Source organism: Paeniglutamicibacter sp. GQ140, assembly GCF_059759235.1.
Map to the genome: position 1 here is coordinate 117982 of NZ_JCAXDW010000002.1, position 17231 is coordinate 135212.

A 17231-nucleotide genomic window follows, 5' to 3' on the forward strand; every position below is an offset into this window, starting at 1 on the left:
ACATTATGAGTATCGGTGCCGGAATATTGCTTTTTGTTGTTGGTGCGGTCCTTCGCTTCGCACTGAACGTCGAAGTGGGCTGGCTGGATCTGCCCCTGGTCGGGAACCTGCTCATGGGGGCCGGCGTCCTGATCTTCGTGCTTGGGCTCGTGTTCACGTTCCGCCGCCGCCGGACTGTCTCGACGCGCCGGACCGTCGGTGCCCAGGGCGAGGTCGACGGAATCACCAAGACCACCCGCGAGGTGGACGACACCGACATCTAGCCGCTGCCACGCCGCCCCCTGACCTTGTTCCCGTCCCGCGGGACGGGCATACTCGGGGCATGATTCGAAGCGCCGCCGTCCTGTCCGACATCCACGGGGTGCTTCCGGTGCTCGAGTCGATCCTGGCCGAGCCCGAGGTGGCGGCCGCCGACTGCATCGTCGTCACCGGCGACCACGCCTCGGGTCCGCAACCCGTCGAGGTGCTGGACCTTCTGGCCGCCCTGGGCGAGAAGGCCGTGCTGGTGCGCGGCAACGCGGACCGGGAGCTGGCGGCCGTGGCCCGGGGCGCCTCGATCGAGGTTCCCGACGAGGTCGTGCCCTGGGCCGCCGCGCAGCTCACCCCGGAACAGGTTTCCCTGCTGGAGGGTTTGCCGCATCCGGTGACCCTCGAAATCAAGGGGTTCGGCACCGTGCTGTGCTGCCACGGCACCCCGCGCGACGACGAGGAGGTCGTGCTGGTCGACTCCCGGTTGGAGCGCTGGACCGAGGTCTTCGCCTCACTGCCCGACGGGGTCCGGACCGTTCTCTGCGGCCACACGCACATGCCGTTCGTCCGGCTGGTCGATCGGCGGCTGGTCATCAATCCCGGCAGCGTGGGCATGCCCTACGGCCGCCCGGGCGGGAACTGGGCCCTGCTGCGCGACGGGGTGGTGTCCCTGCACCGCACCGTCATCGACGTCGAGGCGACCATCGAACGCATCGTGGCCGAATCGACCTACCCGAACCGCCGCGGCTGGGCCGAGTACTTCATCCGGTCCGCCGCCAGCGACGTCGAGGCGCTCACCGTGTTCGGCCCGCGGGACGGCCGCGCCACCTGACGCACTGTCCGCATCGCCCCCGGCCTCGCCATGCTCATCCGGCGTATCCCGGATGGGCGACCCGGATAACAGTTATCCACAGATTTATCCTCCCGCCCCGCGGCCCCGGACTTCGGTGCATGCTAGTGGACATGGAAACCGACCGGTTCATCAAACTCACCGCGGGCACCCGCGGCACCCCGGGACACCCCGTGTCACCGGACGATGAACTGCGCGCCCTGCTCGAAGCCCAGGCCCTGGCCCGGGACCTGGCCCGGCGCGTTTCGGCACACACCCACTCCCCGGTCCGTGCCGCCCTGTTCGCCCGGGCCGCCGAGGACGAACACCGCGCCGCCGCCCACACCCGCCTGCTGGCCGCCGACACCGCCCGGCGCACCCTGGCCCACGAACTGCCCGAGGACACCTTCGACGCCCTCGCGGCCATCCACCGCGACCCCTCCGGCTACCTCGCCGGCACCACGGCCCTGCCGCAGGACCCCCGCACGGTTCCGACCGGGCGCCCGGTCTTCAAGGACACGACGGCTTTTTTGTCCGGGTTCCTTCACATCTCCTTCTTCGAGGCCCGCGAACGCGTCCGCTCCATCGACCGGCTGCTGCCGGGCACCGACATCAACGGGGTTCCCACCCGTCCGAAGTTCCCGGTCCTGGCGGGGGATTTCGCCGACGGGACGGCCGACCCCGGGCAAATCGGGGCCGCGGCCCGCAAGCTCGAGGCCCTCGCCCCCAGCATCGACGGGCACCCCGACGCCGCCACCCTGGCGGAGACGCTCGAGGACCGGGTCGCCGAGTCCGTGCGCACCCAGGACCCCCGCACCACCGCCAAGCTCCTGGCCGGGATCCAGACATCCCTCGAGCGGGGACCCGAGGACCTCCCCGAGGAGGTGCTGCGCACCCGGACCGGGCTCTTCTACCGCGGCACCACAGGCGGGCTGGGCGAATTCCTGCTGCGCACCCTGCCCCGCGACACCGAGGCCCTGCTGGCCCTGTGCGCCAGCACCGACAACCCCCGGACCAAGGCCGGGGACCGCGACGGGCTACTCGCCCAGTCGCTGTCCACCACCGGAACGGGAACCGATGCAGCTGCAGCAGACACTGCCCTTACCGACAGCAGCGCCTCCGGCGGCCCGTCCGACACCGCCGAACACGCCGGCCCGGGTGCCGGGTTCCCCGATTTCCTCACCGACCCCGCCACCGGCGCCCCGCTCACCGACCCGGCCACCATCCGGAATCTCTCCCTGGACCCCGACGGCCTCGGCAATCTGTTCACCCCGGCAACCGCAGCCAATGACCGAATCGAAGGAAACGGCGCCGGCTCCCGCAACGAGCTGTTCGATCCGGGAACCTTCAACTCCACGGCCTATGGCGGCGACGGGCTCACCCCGCCCCAACGGCACCTGCAGGGACTGCTCAACCTGATCAGGGCGGCCGGCCAACCGCGCACCGGGAAGAAGACCATCGGCTTGCCCTCCCCCAAGACCTTGGTCATCGCGACCCTGGATGAACTGCGCGGACTGGCCGACACCCACGGCATCACCTCACGCGGCCAAAGGCTCACCCCGGCAGAACTTCGCCAGGGCCTGTGCAACGGCGGGGTCATACCAGCTGTCATGGGCGGCAGGTCCCAGATCTTGGACCTCGGCCAGGAAGAACGCTTTTTCCCCGAGTACATGCGCGAGATCATTCTGGGGATCTACGGCGGCTGCATCATGCCCGGCTGCACAGTGCCCCCTGAGCATTGCGAGATCGACCACGACGAACTCTGGAAAAACGGCGGAACCACCAACATCCAGGACGGCCGGCCCCTGTGTTCCGGGCACCACCATGCCCGGCACACCGGACTCATCGACGTCGTCCGGGCCGACGACGGGCTCTTCTCCGTCATCCTGCCCAAGTTCATGGACCCCGAACAAAAACCTCGACGTAACGCCCACTGGCGCACCCCTGCACCACCCCTGTTCTAGAACCCCGCGAATAGAAAACGACCCTGCAAGTGGGATCCAGATTGGATCCGCCTGCAGGGTCGTTCCCGTGACAACTTCGAAAGACCAAGACCCCAAGAAGTCAAGACGGGTTATTCGAACTCCATCTGTCCGCGGCGCGAAGGGACCGGGGCGACATGCTCGCCGGCAACCGCCACGAGCTGCACCTCGTTCAACCGCGGGGCCGGGCCGGCGGCGGCATTCAGGATCCACGGCCCGACCATGAGGTAATCCCCATTGCCCTCGGCGGCGGTGGCCACTCCGGTGACCACGAAGTCGCCGTAGGGTGCCTGCGTGAATGAGGCAACCACCAGATCACCATGCACGACCTTGTCGGCCGCATACGGGGTCGGGGCGAATTCGCCCTCGAAAACCGCTGGGAAGGCCCGTACATCCGAGTCCGGCTGGCGCTGCCGCAGCGTCTCGCCGTCCGCGGATTTTGTCACCTTCACCGCGGCCGCAGCGTTCAACCCGCCGACCATCAGGTCATCGAGCACGGTGGGGTGGGCCATGCCGGTGACTAGGAAGTTGCCGTAGCGCGCATTCTTGAACAGGACGGAAACCACCTCCGAGGCCCCAACAAGTGCGAAGGCCGCCTTCATGCCCGCAACATCGCGCTTCGAGGGACCCTTGATAAATGTGTCCACACTTGCTCCATTCGTTCTCGGTACGTTTGTCTTGCCTCCACCCTATGCGCTGGGAAGCCGTTGGCCCGCCGCGCATCCTGCCCGGCGTTCCCCGTTGCAATCGGTCCGGACACCGCAATGGGCGGCCCCTCCCCGGAACAAATCCGGGCGAGGACCGCCCATCGATGTCTCACCGATAGCGAGCCGGAGCCTACCTGGAGTCTTGGTCCGCCAGGGCCTTCACGATCTGCGGCAACAAGCCGCGGAACGCACGTCCTCGGTGGCTGATGGCGTTCTTCTCCTCGGCGGACAGCTCCGCCACGGAGATCCCGTAGCCGTCGGGCTGCAGGATCGGGTCATAGCCGAAGCCGCCGTTTCCCCTGCGTCCGCGCAGCAGCGTCCCGGCCAGGTGGCCCATCTCCACCGCGACATGGCCGCCCGGGGCGGCCAGGGCCGCGGCACACACGAAGGAAGCGCCGCGGTGCTCGTCGGCGATGTCCCCCAGCTGGGCGAGCAACAGGTCGATGTTCGCCTCGTCGTCGCCATGCTTCCCGGACCAGCGCGCGGAGAAGATTCCCGGGGCCCCGCCGAGCACATCGACGGAGAGGCCCGAGTCGTCGGCGATGGCGACAAGGCCCGTGGCCTCGCACACCGCACGTGCCTTCAGCAGCGCGTTGCCCTCGAAGGTGACCTGGTCCTCGACGACGTCCGGTGCGCCAACCGCACCGGCGTCGACGACCTGGGTGTCCACGTCGAGGCCCGGGACCTGCCCGCGCAGCAGCTCGCGCAGTTCCCGCAGCTTGCCCTGGTTGTGCGTGGCCAGCACCAGGCGCGGGGTGGCGCCCATGCTCAGAGCCCCAGGGTTTCGCGCTGGATCAGTGCCAACTCGGTGGTGCCCACCAGCGCCAGGTCGAGCAGCGAGTCGAGCTCGGCGCGCTTGAACGGGACGCCCTCGGCGGTGCCCTGCACCTCGACGAAGTCGCCGGTGCCGGTGACCACGACGTTCATGTCGGTCTCGGCGCGCACGTCTTCCTCGTAGGGCAGGTCTAGCATCGGGACCCCGTCGATGATGCCCACGGAGATCGCGGCCACCGAGTCGGTGAGGACGGTGGCGTTCTTGCGCACCAGCTTGTTCTCCTTGGCCCACTCGATGGCCTCGGCCAGCGCGACGTACGCGCCGGTGATGGCCGCGGTGCGGGTGCCGCCGTCGGCCTGGAGCACGTCGCAGTCAAGCACGATCGTGTTCTCGCCCAGCGCCTTGGTGTCGATGACCGCGCGCAGCGAGCGGCCGATCAGGCGGGAAATCTCGTGGGTGCGCCCGCCGATCTTGCCCTTGACGGACTCGCGGCCGTTGCGGGTGTTGGTGGCCCGGGGCAGCATGGCGTATTCGGCGGTGACCCAGCCGGTGCCCTGCCCCTTGAGCCAGCGCGGCACGCCCTCGGTGAAGGAAGCGGTGCACAGCACCTTGGTGTTGCCGAATTCGATCAGGGCCGAGCCCTCGGCCTGCTTGGACCAGCCACGGGTAATGGTGATCTCACGGAGTTGGTCGACGCCGCGCCCGTCGGCGCGCACTGCTGCTGTGGTTGATGCTGAAGTCATGGCTTCAAGTCTAGTCGCCGTGCCGGCTCCGGCCGTCGACGCAAAAAGTGCGGCGGTGCGGCTCCGGTGTCCCCCGGAACCGCACCGCCGCCGCCGGGCAGCCCGCGGCCGTTGGGGGCCCGCTACTTCGCCTTGGTGCCCGGCCACTCGCGGGCCGGTGCCGAGCGCACAATGGAGACCGGAGCGGTGGGCAGGGACTTGGGCGTGCCCAGCTGCGAGCCGGAGAACACGCCGTAGGTCACCCCGGAGACCGCCACGGCGATGCCGCCGGAGTAGACCTCCTTGGCCTCGTTGACCACGGTGTTGATGTCGGTCCACACCGGGATGTGGGTGAGCAGGAGGCGCTCGACCCCGGCCTCGGCGGCGGCCTCGCCGGCGCGCTTCCCGGTCAGGTGGACCCCGGTGATCCCGTCATCGCGGCCCTCCTCGAAGGCTGCCTCGCAGAGGAACATGTCGGCGCCGGCGGCGGCCTCGATGAGCTCGGGGCAGGCATCGGTGTCGCCCGAGTAGGTCAGCACGGACATGCGCATCGATCCGTCGGCAACCGGTTCGGTGGCCTCCACGCGCAGGGCGTAGGACTCCTCAATGGGATGCAGCACCGGGTACGGGGTGATCGAGAACGGGCCGATCTTCACCGGCGTCCGGGATTTCCAGTGCTGGAAGTCGTAGTCCGGGTGCATGCCCTCCTCCAGCGGCAGGCCGTAGGCGGTGGCCATCCGGTCCGCGGTGGCAGCGGGCCCGTGAACCAGCATCCGGTCGCGGTTCCAGCCATTGGGGTCCCAGCGGATGGCCACGTGCATGCCGCACAGGTCCATGCAGTGGTCCGGGTGGAGGTGGGAAATGAAGATCCCGTCCAGGTCCTTGATGTCCGCGTAGCGCTGCAGCACGCCCAGGGCGCCCGATCCCAAGTCCAGCAGGATCTTCCAGTCGCGGGTCCCGTCGAACGCGGTGACCAGGTAGCAGGAGGCGGGCGACCCCGGGCCGGGGAACGAGCCGGTGCAGCCGATGATGGTCAGCTTCATGAGGCACTCGCTTTCGAAAGAGCCACCATCTGCGGGGTAATCATCGCGATGGAGCCGGTCGGGTAATGGGCGGCCACGTGGTCGACTTGCTCGACCGCGAGCACTTCCGGGCCCAGGAAGCGCCTGGCCAGGATCTCAAAACTGTCGGAGTCGCCGGTGGACAGGAACTGGTGCGTCGGCGCCTGTTCCTCGGTGCGTGCCAGGTCGTGGCGCATCAGCGCGCGGTACACGTCCTTCGCGGTTTCCTCGGCGCTGGAGACCAGGGTCACGTCCTCGCCCATGACGTAGGAGATCACGCCGGTCAGCAGCGGATAGTGGGTGCAGCCCAGCACCAGCGTGTCCACGCCGGCGGCCTTGAGCGGTGCCAGGTAGGCCTCGGCCGTCTCCATGAGCTCGGCCCCGGTGGTGATGCCGTTCTCGACGAACTCGACGAAGCGGGGGCAGGCCACGGAGGTGATGGAGTACTGCGGGGCGGCGGCGAAGGCGTCCTCGTAGGCGCGGGACCCGACGGTGGCCAGGGTCCCGATGACCCCGATCTTCCCGTTGCGGGTCGCCGCCACGGCGCGGCGCACCGCCGGCTGGATGACCTCGACCACGGGGATCCCGTAGCGGGCGGTGTAGCGTTCGCGGGCATCGCGCAGCACCGCGGCGGAGGCGGAATTGCAGGCGATGACCAGCAGCTTGACGCCGGCATCGACGAGTTCGTCCATCACCCCGAGCGCATTGGCACGCACCTCGGCGATGGGAAGCGGCCCATAGGGCGAATTCGCGGTGTCCCCGACGTACATCGTGGATTCACCGGGAAGCTGGTCAATGATGGCGCGGGAAACGGTCAGGCCGCCGACCCCGGAGTCGAAGATGCCCAAGGGGGCATTCGGGTGGGGCCGTTCGGATGGTCGATTCCCGCTAGTGGACACACTTGTCATGGTGTACGAAGCCTACGTGGTTTTCGCGCCCAACGGCTAGCAAGCGCGACACACTGTAGCCCAGCTCACAAGGACTTGAGCATGGCCTGCATCAGGGATTCCTGCAGCCAGGTGACAAAGTTGTAGACCAGCGCCAGGTATTCGTCGACGGTTTCGGCCTTGGACCAGTCGTCCTGTGCGTGGATCCGCTCGGCGTCTTCCTCGCTCTCCAGCCCCAGCCTTTCGGCCAGCACCAGGCGCACGTCGTTGACGGCGGCGGCAAAGCGCGGGGCGGTCTGCTCGTTGAGCAGGATGGAACCCGACTCCATCAACAGGGCCGCCTCGCGCAGGGCGCCGATCTTGCGCTCACGGATCCCGCGCTCGGAGAGCCTGCGGAATTCCAGCGACGCGGCCGCGTCGTCGGGATCTGCATCGGGCAGCAGGCGCTTGGTGGCCCTGTCGCTCGGTGCGGCGAAGTCCTCCTTGTGCCCGTTGGGATCCAGGCCGACCATGGCCCACAGCGGATCCTCGTCGGGGACCTGCTCGGGCTCCAGCAGCGTGATGACGTCCTCAAAGAGGCCGCGGAGCAGCTGGCGTTCGGCGGCTTCCAGGGACGCGGAGAAGCCGCGCATGGTGCTCTTGAATGCTCGTGCCATGTCTAGGCCGCGTCCGCCTTCGACAGGGTGGCCCACAGGCCGAATCCGTGCATTGCCGTCACGTCGGCCTCGATCTTCTCGCGGTTGCCGGTGGCCACCACGCTGCGGCCCTCCTGGTGGACCTGCATCATCAATTTCTCCGCCTTGGCCTCGGAGTATCCGAAGTAGGAGCGGAAGACAAAGCTGACGTAGCTCATCAGGTTGACCGGGTCGTTCCAGACGATCAGGATGTAGGGCTGGTCGAGTTCGTGTGCCTGCTCCACGTGCTCAAGCACATCGGGCATCGCAGTCATGGTTGGCATACCTCCCATTCTACGACCGGGCACGCGGGATGCGAACCGGGGCCAACCGGGCCGTGGACACAACTGAACCAGACGCGGCAAACGGCGACTCACGCACCCCAACGCGGCGCTGGGCCGACGCCGGGTCTAGAGTATCTACTAGCGTTTGCACCGCCGACCCGGTCGCCGGCCGCCACCGGCGGCGAACCGGATCCGGCACCGCGGTGCCCGGCAAAGGTGCAAACCAGTCCGGCAATGACTTGCCCCCAGTCCCCCGTCGCGAGGAGCCCACCGGCCATGTGGCAGCAGCCCACCTCCCTTTTCACCGACCACTACGAACTGACGATGCTGCAGGCATCCCTGCACTCGGGCGCGGCACACCGCCCCAGCGTCTTCGAGGCCTTCGCCCGCCGGCTGCCCGAGGGCCGGCGCTATGGCGTGCTGGCCGGGACCGGGCGGGTGCTCGAGGGCATCAAGGAGTTCCGCTTCGGCGACGAGCAGCTGCGGTTCCTCTCCGACACCAAGGTCGTGGACGCCGCGACCATCAAGTACCTGGAGGACTTCAGGTTCAGCGGCAACATCCACGGCTACGCCGAGGGGGAAATCTACTTCCCCTACTCGCCGGTGATGATCGTCGAGTCGACGTTCGCCGAGGCCTGCGTGCTTGAGACCTTCATCCTTTCGGCACTGAACCACGATTCGGCCATCGCCTCCGCCGCCTCGCGCATGATCGCCTCGGCCGGAACCCGGCCCTGCGTGGAAATGGGATCGCGCCGCACCCACGAGGAATCGGCGGTCGCCGCCGCCCGTGCCGCGATCGTCGCCGGCTTCGACTCGACCTCGAACCTGGAGGCAGGGCACCGCTACGGGTTGAAGACCGTGGGCACCGCCGCCCACTCCTTCACGCTGCTGCACGACACCGAGCGCGCGGCCTTCGAGGCGCAGGTCGCCTCCATGGGTGCCGGCACCACGCTGCTGGTCGACACCTACGACGTGGAGCAGGGGGTCCGCACCGCCGTTGAGGTCGCCGGCCCGGCCCTGGGCTCCGTGCGCCTGGATTCCGGGGACCTGGTGGAACAGGCCCGCTGGGTCCGTGTGCTGCTCGATGACCTGGGCAACGAGAACACCCGCATCATGGTCACCTCCGACCTCGACGAATACGCCATTGCCGCACTCCAGTCCGCCCCGGTGGACGCCTACGGCGTGGGCACCTCGCTGGTGACCGGCTCGGGGCACCCGACCGCCTCCATGGTCTACAAGCTGGTGTCCCGCCAGAACGACGCCGGGGACTACGTCGACGTGGCCAAGGCCGCCAAGAACAAGGCCTCCGTGGGCGGGCGCAAGTTTGCGGTGCGCCGGCTCAATGAGCGCGGCCGCGCCACCGAGGAGCTCATCGGCGTCGGCGAGCTGCCCGCCTCCGACGCCAACGACCGCGCCTTGCTGACACAATTTGTCTCAAATGGGGAAGTCGACGAGGCCTTCACCGGGGCCGCCGGCGTGCGCCGCGCCGTGAAGCGCCACCGGGACTCCATCATGGAAATGCCCGGCAGCTCCCGCCGCCTGCAGCGCGGCGAACCGGTCATCCCCACCAGCTTCATTGACGAGAACTGAGTACTGCGAGAGGTAAGGCATCATGACCCAGGAACCAACCAGCGCGCCGGAGCAACCCGCGGCACGCGCATTGATCATCGTCGATGTCCAGAACGACTTCTGCGAGGGCGGCAGCCTCGGCGTGGAGGGCGGGGCCGCGGTGGCGGCCTCCATCGCCACGGTGCTGCGCGAGCGCGCCGACACCTACGCCGCCGTGGTGGCGACCCAGGACTGGCACATCGACCCGGGGTCCCACTTCTCCGACACCCCCGACTTCATAGACTCCTGGCCGGTGCACTGCGTTGCCGCCACGGACGGCGCCGCACTGCACCCGGAGTTGTCCGGGGCCGCCGGCTTCATCGGCCACCACTTCCGCAAGGGCCGCTTCGCCGCCGCGTATTCGGGCTTCGAGGGACGCCTGTGCTCCGACGCCGACGAGGTCGACGATGAATCCGGGGCACTGCTGGGCGACTGGTTGCGCAGCCAGGGGATCGGCGCGGTAGACATCGTGGGCATCGCCACCGACTACTGCGTGCGCGCCACCGCCCTGGATGCCAGGGACCAGGGCCTGGCCACCACGGTCATCGCGCCGCTGACCGCCGCCGTACATCCGGAAAGCACCCCCGCGGTGCTGCAGGAACTGCGCGACGCAGAGGTCACGGTCTTGTCGCTGGGCTGAGCCCGCACGCCCCTTCGGACCCGGTCCGGGCATTGAGGGAGCGCGCTGCCCGGCCACGGGAAAAGCCGGCGGCCTGCGTGCATTGGAACGTCTCCAATGCGCGCGGGCCGCCGGCCTTGGCGTGCGGCTATCCTGCCGATGAACCAGCCCTGCAGCTAGTGCAGCCGCTCTTGCAGCTGTTCCGCAGTGGCCTGGGCAACGGCCGGCCCGGCATGGTGCGCCCAACGGGAGCCGGTGCGGCAACTCAGCCCCGGCCGCCCCGCTCTTCAGCGGCGGCAGCGGCAGTGCCGGCAGGGACCCCGATGCGGTCCATGAGCCCGTTGGCCACTCCCACGAAGTAGTCCGCGCCCCACTCGGTGAGATAGCCGTGCCTGATCCGGGCGGCGTCGACCTCGCCGATCAGCGCGAGGTAGTCCGCGCGGGTGCCGTAGGCCGTGGCGAAGTCCTCTGCCGAGATCAGCTCCATGGCACCGTAGACCGCGCCCGGAGCCGCCGCGCCGCGGTACTGCCCGAGTGGATGCTCCATGAGCCCGTAGCGGACACCGCCCGAGACGTTTCCGTCGGCGGTCCGGGAGAGCGCGCCGTCGGACTGCTCGAACCACTGCGATGGCGCCGCGTCCTTGTGCGATTTGCTCCAGTCCACAACGGCCTCGGCGGCAGCGATGATGGCGGGTTCCAGCGGGTAGGTGTTGAGGGATTCGCGGAACGACGCGTCGTGGACCGCGGTGTTCGGGAGGCGCCCGGCCTTGAGGATTTCTTCGTCGGCCGGAATCACCGCGGAGAGCAGGTCGGTGTGCGGGGTTCCGGGAACCTGCCAATGCCGCCGATTTGCCGGAAGCTCCTTCTCGGCCAGCGTTGCGGCACCGAACAGCCCGGCATCGCCCTCGGAGGTGACAGTGACGAAGGGGACGTCCAGTGCCGGTTCAGTGCCGGGCACCACCACCAGGCCATCGGTCTCCGCCTGGCGCAGCGGCCGCTCAAGAACTGCACCGACCGTGTTGAGATAGCCGTCGAACACCGGTCCGCGGTTGGCTTCGGTCACCGCGCGGTGGAAGTTGGACGCGTAGGTGTTGAGGTAGATCCCGGACTGGGACTGGCCCATGAGCAGGACTGTCTTCGCCTTCTGTCCACCCAGGAGCGCACGGCCGTGATTGCTCTCAAGCAGCGTGCCAACCTGTGTGATGATGTCCCAGGCCAGCCCCTCCTCGGCGCCCGGAACGACCATGAACGGGTCGAACGAGCCGGGGTCCGCCGGGTCGGCGATGATCGGCTCCCGTTTGACGTCCTCAACATCCCACGTCAGGTCCGCATAGCGTTCCGGGTCGAAGTTCTTCAGCGCGTCCACCTGGATGGGCTTGGACGTCACGCCGATGATGGTGTGTCCCTCCTCCATGGCCCAGTCCCACATGCGCCGCAGGTGGTCCTCCCCCGGGAACCCGTTCGAGGCGTTGAGAATATCCACGAGCACGACCCCGGAGGAGTCCGCCCGGTTGGCGGGGCGGCGCACCAGGACGTGGTTGGTGTAGGGCACGCCCGCGTCCACGACCTGCAGCGACCCGTCCGGGTTGTCGTATACGTTCGCGGTCCCGGACAGGAAGAACTCCTCCTCGACGAAACCGCGTTCGGCGATGTCGACGGGCACCCTGGCGCGCCCCAAGGTCGAAAACGGGTAGCTTTCGGCAGTCACCGCGATCGGCCCGACGACGTCGGGAACGGAAACCATCGACGCGGCGGCCGCTTCCGGTTCCCGATCCGGTGCGGCACCCGCCGGCGCCGCCATGACGACCAGGCCAAGCGCACCGGCGCACGCGGCGGCCAGCGCGGCACGATACCGGCGGCCTCTGGGTTGATTAGGCATAAGCCCCCTCCTCGGTGGAACAACGTTGTTCGGTAGGGGCGCCCGGGCGCCCCTAGGCCAGCGTGTCCTGCGACACATTCAACCGTCCACTTGTTGCCACTTGTTGCCGGGCATGCGCCGCTTCCCGGCCCCGCGCCGTCTACCCGAAGCGACGACGAGCAGCCGCGAAAAGCCCTGCCCGGTACGGCGGGAGAAGCAAAAAGCCGGCGGCCTGCGTGCATTGGAACTCCTCCAACGCACGCGGGCCGCCGGCCTTGGCCTGCGGCTATTTCTTGCCGATGAACCAGCCCTGCAGCTTGTTCAACCGCTTTTGCAGCTGTTCCGCATTGGCCTGGGCAACGGCCGGCCCGCCGCACACCTCGCGCAGCTTGGTGTGGATCACCCCGTGCGGGGTGCCGGTGCGCGCGCTCCAGGCCGAGACGTTCTTGGACAGCGTCGAGCGCATCTCCATCAGCGCCCGGTGGTCGACCACCGGGGAAGCGGCCGCCTCCTCGGCACCCTTGCGCACCTTGCGCCGCGAGACCTGTTCGGCCTGGCGCTGGCGCAGCAGCACGCCCACCTGGTCGGCGTCCAGCAGCCCGGGGATGCCCAGGAAGTCTTCCTCCTCCTCGGAGCCCACGGCGCCGCCGGTGCCGAACTCGCCGCCGTCGAAGAGCACCCGGTCGAAGGAGGCGTTGGAGTTCAGCGCCTCGAACTTCTGCTTGTTCAGCTCGTCGCTGGCCTTTTCCTCGCGGTTGGCCTCGGCGACCAGGTCGTCCTCGGGGTTGTAGTCCGGGTCCTGGAAGTGCTTCTCCGGGCGGTCGAGGGCGTGGTCGCGCTCGGTCTCCATCTCGTTGGCCAGTGCCATGAGCACCGGCACCGAGGGCAGGAAGATCGAGGCGACCTCGCCGCGCTTTCGGCTGCGCACGTAGCGGCCGATGGCCTGGGCGAAGAACAGCGGGGTGGAGGTCGAGGTGGCGTAGACGCCCACGCACAGCCGGGGCACGTCGACGCCCTCGGACACCATGCGCACCGCGACCATCCAGCGCGAATCGCCGGCGGAGAACTCGTCGATCTTCTTCGAGGCGCCCGCGTCGTCGGACAGGATCACGGTGACCTTTTCCCCGCAGATCTTCTCCAGCTGCTCGGCGTAGCCGCGCGCGTCCTCGTGGTCGGTTGCGATCACCAGGGCGCCGGCGTCCGGAACGGTCCGGCGGACCCGGGTCAGGCGCTTGTCCGCGGCCTGGAGCACCGAGGGGATCCAGTCCCCCGCCGGGTCAAGGGCCGTGCGCCAGGCGTGCGCGGTGATGTCCTTGGTGAAGCCCTCGCCGAGCTGGGCCTCCATTTCCTCGCCCGAGCTGGTCTTCCAGCGCATGGAGCCGGAGTACGCCATGAACAGCACCGGGCGCACCACGTGGTCGCGCAGCGCATTGCCGTAGCCGTAGGTGTAGTCGGCCTTGGAGCGGCGGATGCCGTCGGGCCCCTCGGCGTATTCGACGAAGGGGATCGCGGCGGTGTCGGAGCGGAACGGGGTTCCGGTCAGCGCCAGGCGCCGGGCCGCGGGTTCGAAGGCCTCGCGGATGCCGTCGCCCCAGGAAAGCGCGTCGCCGCCGTGGTGGATCTCGTCCAGGATCACCAGGGTGCGGGCGGCCTCGGTCTTGGCGCGGTGCAGCATCGGCTTGGAGGCGACCTGCGCGTAGGTGACGACGACGCCGATGTAGCCGTCGCCGTGCCGGCCGTCGGAGTTCTTGAAGTTCGGGTCAATGGCCAGGCCCACGCGCCCGGCGGCATCGGCCCACTGCTTCTTGAGGTGGTCGGTGGGGGCGACGACGATGATGCGGTTGACCGTCTTGGCGTCGACCAGCACCTTGGCCAGGCGCAGCGCGAAGGTGGTCTTGCCGGCGCCGGGGGTGGCCACGGCCATGAAGTCGCGCGGGTTGGTGGTGAAGTACTTGTCCAGCGCCTCGGCCTGCCAGGCGCGGAGCTTGGGGCCGGTGCCCCAGGCGGCCCGTTCCGGGTAGGCGGGAGGAAGACGGTCCTCCATGGGCAGCTTGTCTGCAAGTGAGAACAAGGTATCGGTCATGCATACACCTCCACGGCAATAAAAAACTTCCCCCTTGGGCGCGGGCCGGCGCGCCCAAGGGGGTTCTGTGTGAACCTACGATGCGTGGAAGATGATTACTTCTTGTCCTTGTCCCCGCCGCCGGTGAGGCCCTCGTAGATTTCCTTGCACTCGGGGCACACGGGGAACTTCTGCGGGTCGCGGCCCGGGATCCAGACCTTGCCGCACAGCGCAATCACCGGATCGCCGGAGAGCGCCGACTCCATGATTTTTTCCTTGCGCACGTAGTGCGCGAAGCGCTCGTGGTCGCCGGCCTCGACTTCCTGGGCCTGCTCGGTGCGCTCGATGGTGGTGGCACCGCCGCCGGAGGTCGTGCGCGGGTCATCTCGGAACGGATCTAGGGGCATGCTCATGTCCACCAGTCTAACAACGGATTGGCCAACACCCGGCAGATTCGCCGGGTGCCGTCCATCGCATCGTTGCCTCAGCGGTTCACCATCACCGCCTGCATCAGCTCGGGCATGCGGGCATCGAGCCAGCGCCCGCCGATGCGGATACCGAGAACCAACAGCACCGCACCCTCCGCGATGCCCACCACCAGCGCCAGCCAGCCGAAGAGCACCTCCCCGGTGAACAGCTGGGCCACCAGCAGCCCGAGCCCCGGCACCAGAAGCACGGACATCACGGTGAACGTGGCCAACTGGACGACGGCCATGCGCGCCCCTGCGCCCGGCGGCGTCTTGAACGGGCTCTCCCCCGGCAGCGGGACCGCGTAGGTGAAGCGGGCGGAGGCGACCGAGGCCACGCCGAGCCCGGCGAGCAGCCCGCACAGCGAGATCCCGAGGATCGCCGGCAGCAGGTCCAGCCGGTCAAGGAACACCGGCGTCAGGATGGCCGCCAGCAGCGTCACCGGCAGCGCGAACACGGCGCAGGCCAGCACGCGCCCGGCGCGGTCCGCGACCCCGCGCACCCCGGTGAGCACGTGCAGCGAGAACGCCGTGGAATCGTAGGACACGTCGGCGGAAATCGCGAAGGCCATCAGGATCGCCAGCAGCGGACCAAGCACCAGCATGATCTGCGGGTTCCCCGCGTTGGTGGAGGTGAACCAGATCAGCACCGGCATCAGCGGCACGATCACGATGGAGGCGGCATAGCGCGGGTCCTTGAGCCAGTAGGTCAGGCAGCGGGCGGCCACCGCCCCGACGGGGGTGCCGGGGAAGATGCCCAGGGCGCCCATGCCCACGGCCTTGGTGCCGGCGCGCGGCGCCATCGGGTTCTCCATGGACCTGTGCAGCCCGCGTTCCCAGGCCCAGAGCACCGCCCCGAGGTACGCCAGCCCCAGGAGCAGGCGCAGGGCGCCCAGCCCCCAGGCACCGGCGGCCACGTCCCCGGGCAGCGCCGCGAAGACGCCCAGCGGGGTGAAGCCCAGCACGCCCACGAGCCGCGGCAGCCAGTCCAGCACCGATTCGATGCCCTCGGCCGCCGAGCCGATGATCGGCCCCAGCAGGATCAGCGGGATGATCGCGATGATCCCCGCGACGTCGCGGAAGCGCCGCGAAGCGGTCAACCGGGTCATCGAGGTGGTGGTCAGCCGGGCCAGCGCCAGGCACATCAGCGCACCGAGCACGCCGCCGAGCAGGGCGGCGGCCAGGGTTGCGGGGTTCTGCCGCCAGGCCAGGAACTGCCCGCCGAGCAGCACCAGCGTGAGGATCCCCGGGACCCCGATGAAGCCCGAAAGCAGCAGGCCGGCGGCCAGCTTGGGCCGCGAGAGCGTGAAGGTGGTGAAGCGCGCCGGGTCCAGGGTCAGGTCGACGCCGAAGGCCACCAGCGGGATGACGGCCCAGCCCAGCGTCACCAGCGAGACGGCGGAGACCAGGATGGTGTTGGACAGCTCCGGGTCCACCCCGGAGAGGTACGCCGTGCCGGCCACCAGCGTCACGGCCATGCCCAGCCCGTAGAGCGCCCCGATGCCGACCCCGACCAGCTGCCAGGGGCTGCGCCGGAAGGAGTTCCCCAGCAGCAGCAGCTTGAGCCTTAGGAGGTGCGCAACCACGAGAGCCCCTCGTTCGTGCCGCGGCCGCCGACCAGCTGGACGAAGCGTTCCTCCAGCGAGGAGCCGGCGCGCACAGCCTCCACGGTGCCGGCCGCGAGCAGGTTGCCCTCGGCGATGACGGCCACGTGGCTGCACATGCGCTGGACCAGGTCCATGACGTGGGAGGAGACGATGACGGTGCCGCCGTGGGCGACGTAGTCGGCGAGGATCTCGCGGATGTTCGCGGCGGAGACCGGGTCGACGGCCTCGAAGGGCTCGTCGAGCACCAGCACCCGCGGCGAGTGGATCAGCGCCGTGGCCAGGGCGATCTTCTTGGTCATGCCCGCGGAGTAGTCAACGACCAGCTTGGCCCCGGCGTCCTCCAGGTCCAGCACGCGCAGCAGGTCCTCGGTGCGCTCCTGGACCGTGGCGCGGTCCATGCCGCGCAGCAGGCCGGAGTAGGTGACCAGCTGGCGCCCGGAGAGCCGGTCGAAGAGCCGCACGCCGTCGGCCAGCACGCCCATGGCGGCCTTGGCCTTCAGCGGTTCGGCCCACACGTCGATGCCGTTCAGCAGGACCTGGCCGGCATCCGGGCGCAGCAGCCCGGTGGCCATGGACAGCGTGGTGGTCTTGCCGGCGCCGTTGGGTCCGACGAGGCCGAAGAAGGACCCCGCGGGGACGTCAAGGGATATGCCGTTGACCGCGACCTTTTCGCCGAACCGCTTGCCCAGCGATCGGATCGACAGGGCCGGGGTCCCGGGTTCCGCAGTGGAATAGCTCATGCAGTCGAAATTAGCAGTCGGCACGCGGTTTTGGCGTCATCCCAGCGGACTAATCCCGCCGCCAGTGCCATCTTTTCGGATGATGCCCGGGTCGGCGGCG

Annotated in this window: 17 protein-coding genes; 5 read left to right on the forward strand and 12 right to left on the reverse strand. The window is 68.9% G+C overall.

Going from position 1 to position 17231, the window contains the following annotated elements:
• Positions 1–5: 5 nt before the first annotated feature.
• From AC6CHY_RS03265 to AC6CHY_RS03275, 3 genes are all read left to right on the forward strand, one after another.
• The gene (locus tag AC6CHY_RS03265) at positions 6–263 is read left to right on the forward strand and encodes a DUF6458 family protein (protein WP_498225451.1); all 258 of its coding nucleotides are present in this window, start codon (positions 6–8) and stop codon (positions 261–263) included.
• Positions 264–322: 59 nt separating this feature from the next.
• Positions 323–1081 (forward strand): metallophosphoesterase family protein, encoded by a 759-nt coding sequence (locus AC6CHY_RS03270; RefSeq protein WP_498225453.1) that lies wholly within the window; start codon positions 323–325, stop codon positions 1079–1081.
• 131 nt (positions 1082–1212) lie between these two features.
• A complete protein-coding gene (locus tag AC6CHY_RS03275; RefSeq protein ID WP_498225455.1) occupies positions 1213–3042 on the forward strand; it encodes an HNH endonuclease signature motif containing protein in 1830 nt (609 codons plus the stop codon).
• A 110-nt stretch (positions 3043–3152) separates the two neighbouring features.
• On the opposite strand, the gene AC6CHY_RS03280 is transcribed toward AC6CHY_RS03275, so the two are convergent.
• From AC6CHY_RS03280 to clpS, 7 genes are all read right to left on the reverse strand, one after another.
• Positions 3153–3707 (reverse strand): hypothetical protein, encoded by a 555-nt coding sequence (locus AC6CHY_RS03280; protein WP_217389163.1) that lies wholly within the window; start codon positions 3705–3707, stop codon positions 3153–3155.
• A gap of 190 nt (positions 3708–3897) precedes the next feature.
• Positions 3898–4533, reverse strand: a complete 636-nt coding sequence (rdgB, locus tag AC6CHY_RS03285) for an RdgB/HAM1 family non-canonical purine NTP pyrophosphatase (RefSeq protein WP_217389162.1) — start codon at positions 4531–4533, stop codon at positions 3898–3900.
• A gap of 2 nt (positions 4534–4535) precedes the next feature.
• The gene (gene rph, locus AC6CHY_RS03290) at positions 4536–5285 is read right to left on the reverse strand and encodes a ribonuclease PH (RefSeq protein WP_254456096.1); all 750 of its coding nucleotides are present in this window, start codon (positions 5283–5285) and stop codon (positions 4536–4538) included.
• Positions 5286–5407: 122 nt separating this feature from the next.
• The gene (locus tag AC6CHY_RS03295) at positions 5408–6307 is read right to left on the reverse strand and encodes an MBL fold metallo-hydrolase (RefSeq protein ID WP_498225458.1); all 900 of its coding nucleotides are present in this window, start codon (positions 6305–6307) and stop codon (positions 5408–5410) included.
• On the reverse strand, positions 6304–7233 hold the full coding sequence (gene murI, locus AC6CHY_RS03300; RefSeq protein WP_498225460.1) for a glutamate racemase: 930 nt from the start codon (positions 7231–7233) through the stop codon (positions 6304–6306). The genes AC6CHY_RS03295 and murI overlap by 4 nt, the downstream gene beginning before the upstream one ends.
• A gap of 65 nt (positions 7234–7298) precedes the next feature.
• Positions 7299–7868 carry a DUF2017 domain-containing protein gene (locus AC6CHY_RS03305; protein WP_217389159.1) on the reverse strand — a complete coding sequence of 190 codons (570 nt, stop codon included), beginning with the start codon at positions 7866–7868 and terminating at the stop codon, positions 7299–7301.
• 2 nt (positions 7869–7870) lie between these two features.
• Complete coding sequence (gene clpS / locus AC6CHY_RS03310) at positions 7871–8161, reverse strand: ATP-dependent Clp protease adapter ClpS (RefSeq protein WP_498225759.1); 291 nt, start codon at positions 8159–8161, stop codon at positions 7871–7873.
• A gap of 285 nt (positions 8162–8446) precedes the next feature.
• Here clpS and AC6CHY_RS03315 point away from each other — a divergent pair, with 285 nt between their 5' ends.
• Together AC6CHY_RS03315 and AC6CHY_RS03320 are read left to right on the forward strand one after the other, a co-directional pair.
• Positions 8447–9760, forward strand: a complete 1314-nt coding sequence (locus AC6CHY_RS03315) for a nicotinate phosphoribosyltransferase (protein ID WP_498225462.1) — start codon at positions 8447–8449, stop codon at positions 9758–9760.
• Positions 9761–9782: 22 nt separating this feature from the next.
• Positions 9783–10418: an isochorismatase family protein gene (locus AC6CHY_RS03320; protein WP_498225464.1), complete on the forward strand. Its 636-nt coding sequence runs from the start codon at positions 9783–9785 to the stop codon at positions 10416–10418.
• Positions 10419–10662: 244 nt separating this feature from the next.
• Here AC6CHY_RS03320 and AC6CHY_RS03325 read toward each other — a convergent pair whose 3' ends face one another.
• The 5 genes from AC6CHY_RS03325 to AC6CHY_RS03345 all read right to left on the reverse strand — a co-directional run bounded on the left by AC6CHY_RS03325 (position 10663) and on the right by AC6CHY_RS03345 (position 17131).
• Positions 10663–12276, reverse strand: a complete 1614-nt coding sequence (locus AC6CHY_RS03325; protein WP_498225465.1) for an alpha/beta hydrolase domain-containing protein — start codon at positions 12274–12276, stop codon at positions 10663–10665.
• Between the two features lie 265 nt (positions 12277–12541).
• A complete protein-coding gene (locus AC6CHY_RS03330; protein ID WP_217389155.1) occupies positions 12542–14338 on the reverse strand; it encodes a DEAD/DEAH box helicase in 1797 nt (598 codons plus the stop codon).
• A 95-nt stretch (positions 14339–14433) separates the two neighbouring features.
• Positions 14434–14730 carry a DUF3039 domain-containing protein gene (locus tag AC6CHY_RS03335; RefSeq protein ID WP_217389154.1) on the reverse strand — a complete coding sequence of 99 codons (297 nt, stop codon included), beginning with the start codon at positions 14728–14730 and terminating at the stop codon, positions 14434–14436.
• A 71-nt stretch (positions 14731–14801) separates the two neighbouring features.
• A complete protein-coding gene (locus AC6CHY_RS03340; protein ID WP_217389153.1) occupies positions 14802–16370 on the reverse strand; it encodes a transporter in 1569 nt (522 codons plus the stop codon).
• Positions 16352–17131, reverse strand: a complete 780-nt coding sequence (locus tag AC6CHY_RS03345; protein WP_217389152.1) for an ABC transporter ATP-binding protein — start codon at positions 17129–17131, stop codon at positions 16352–16354. Before AC6CHY_RS03345 ends, AC6CHY_RS03340 begins: the two co-directional genes overlap by 19 nt.
• Positions 17132–17231 lie beyond the last annotated feature (100 nt).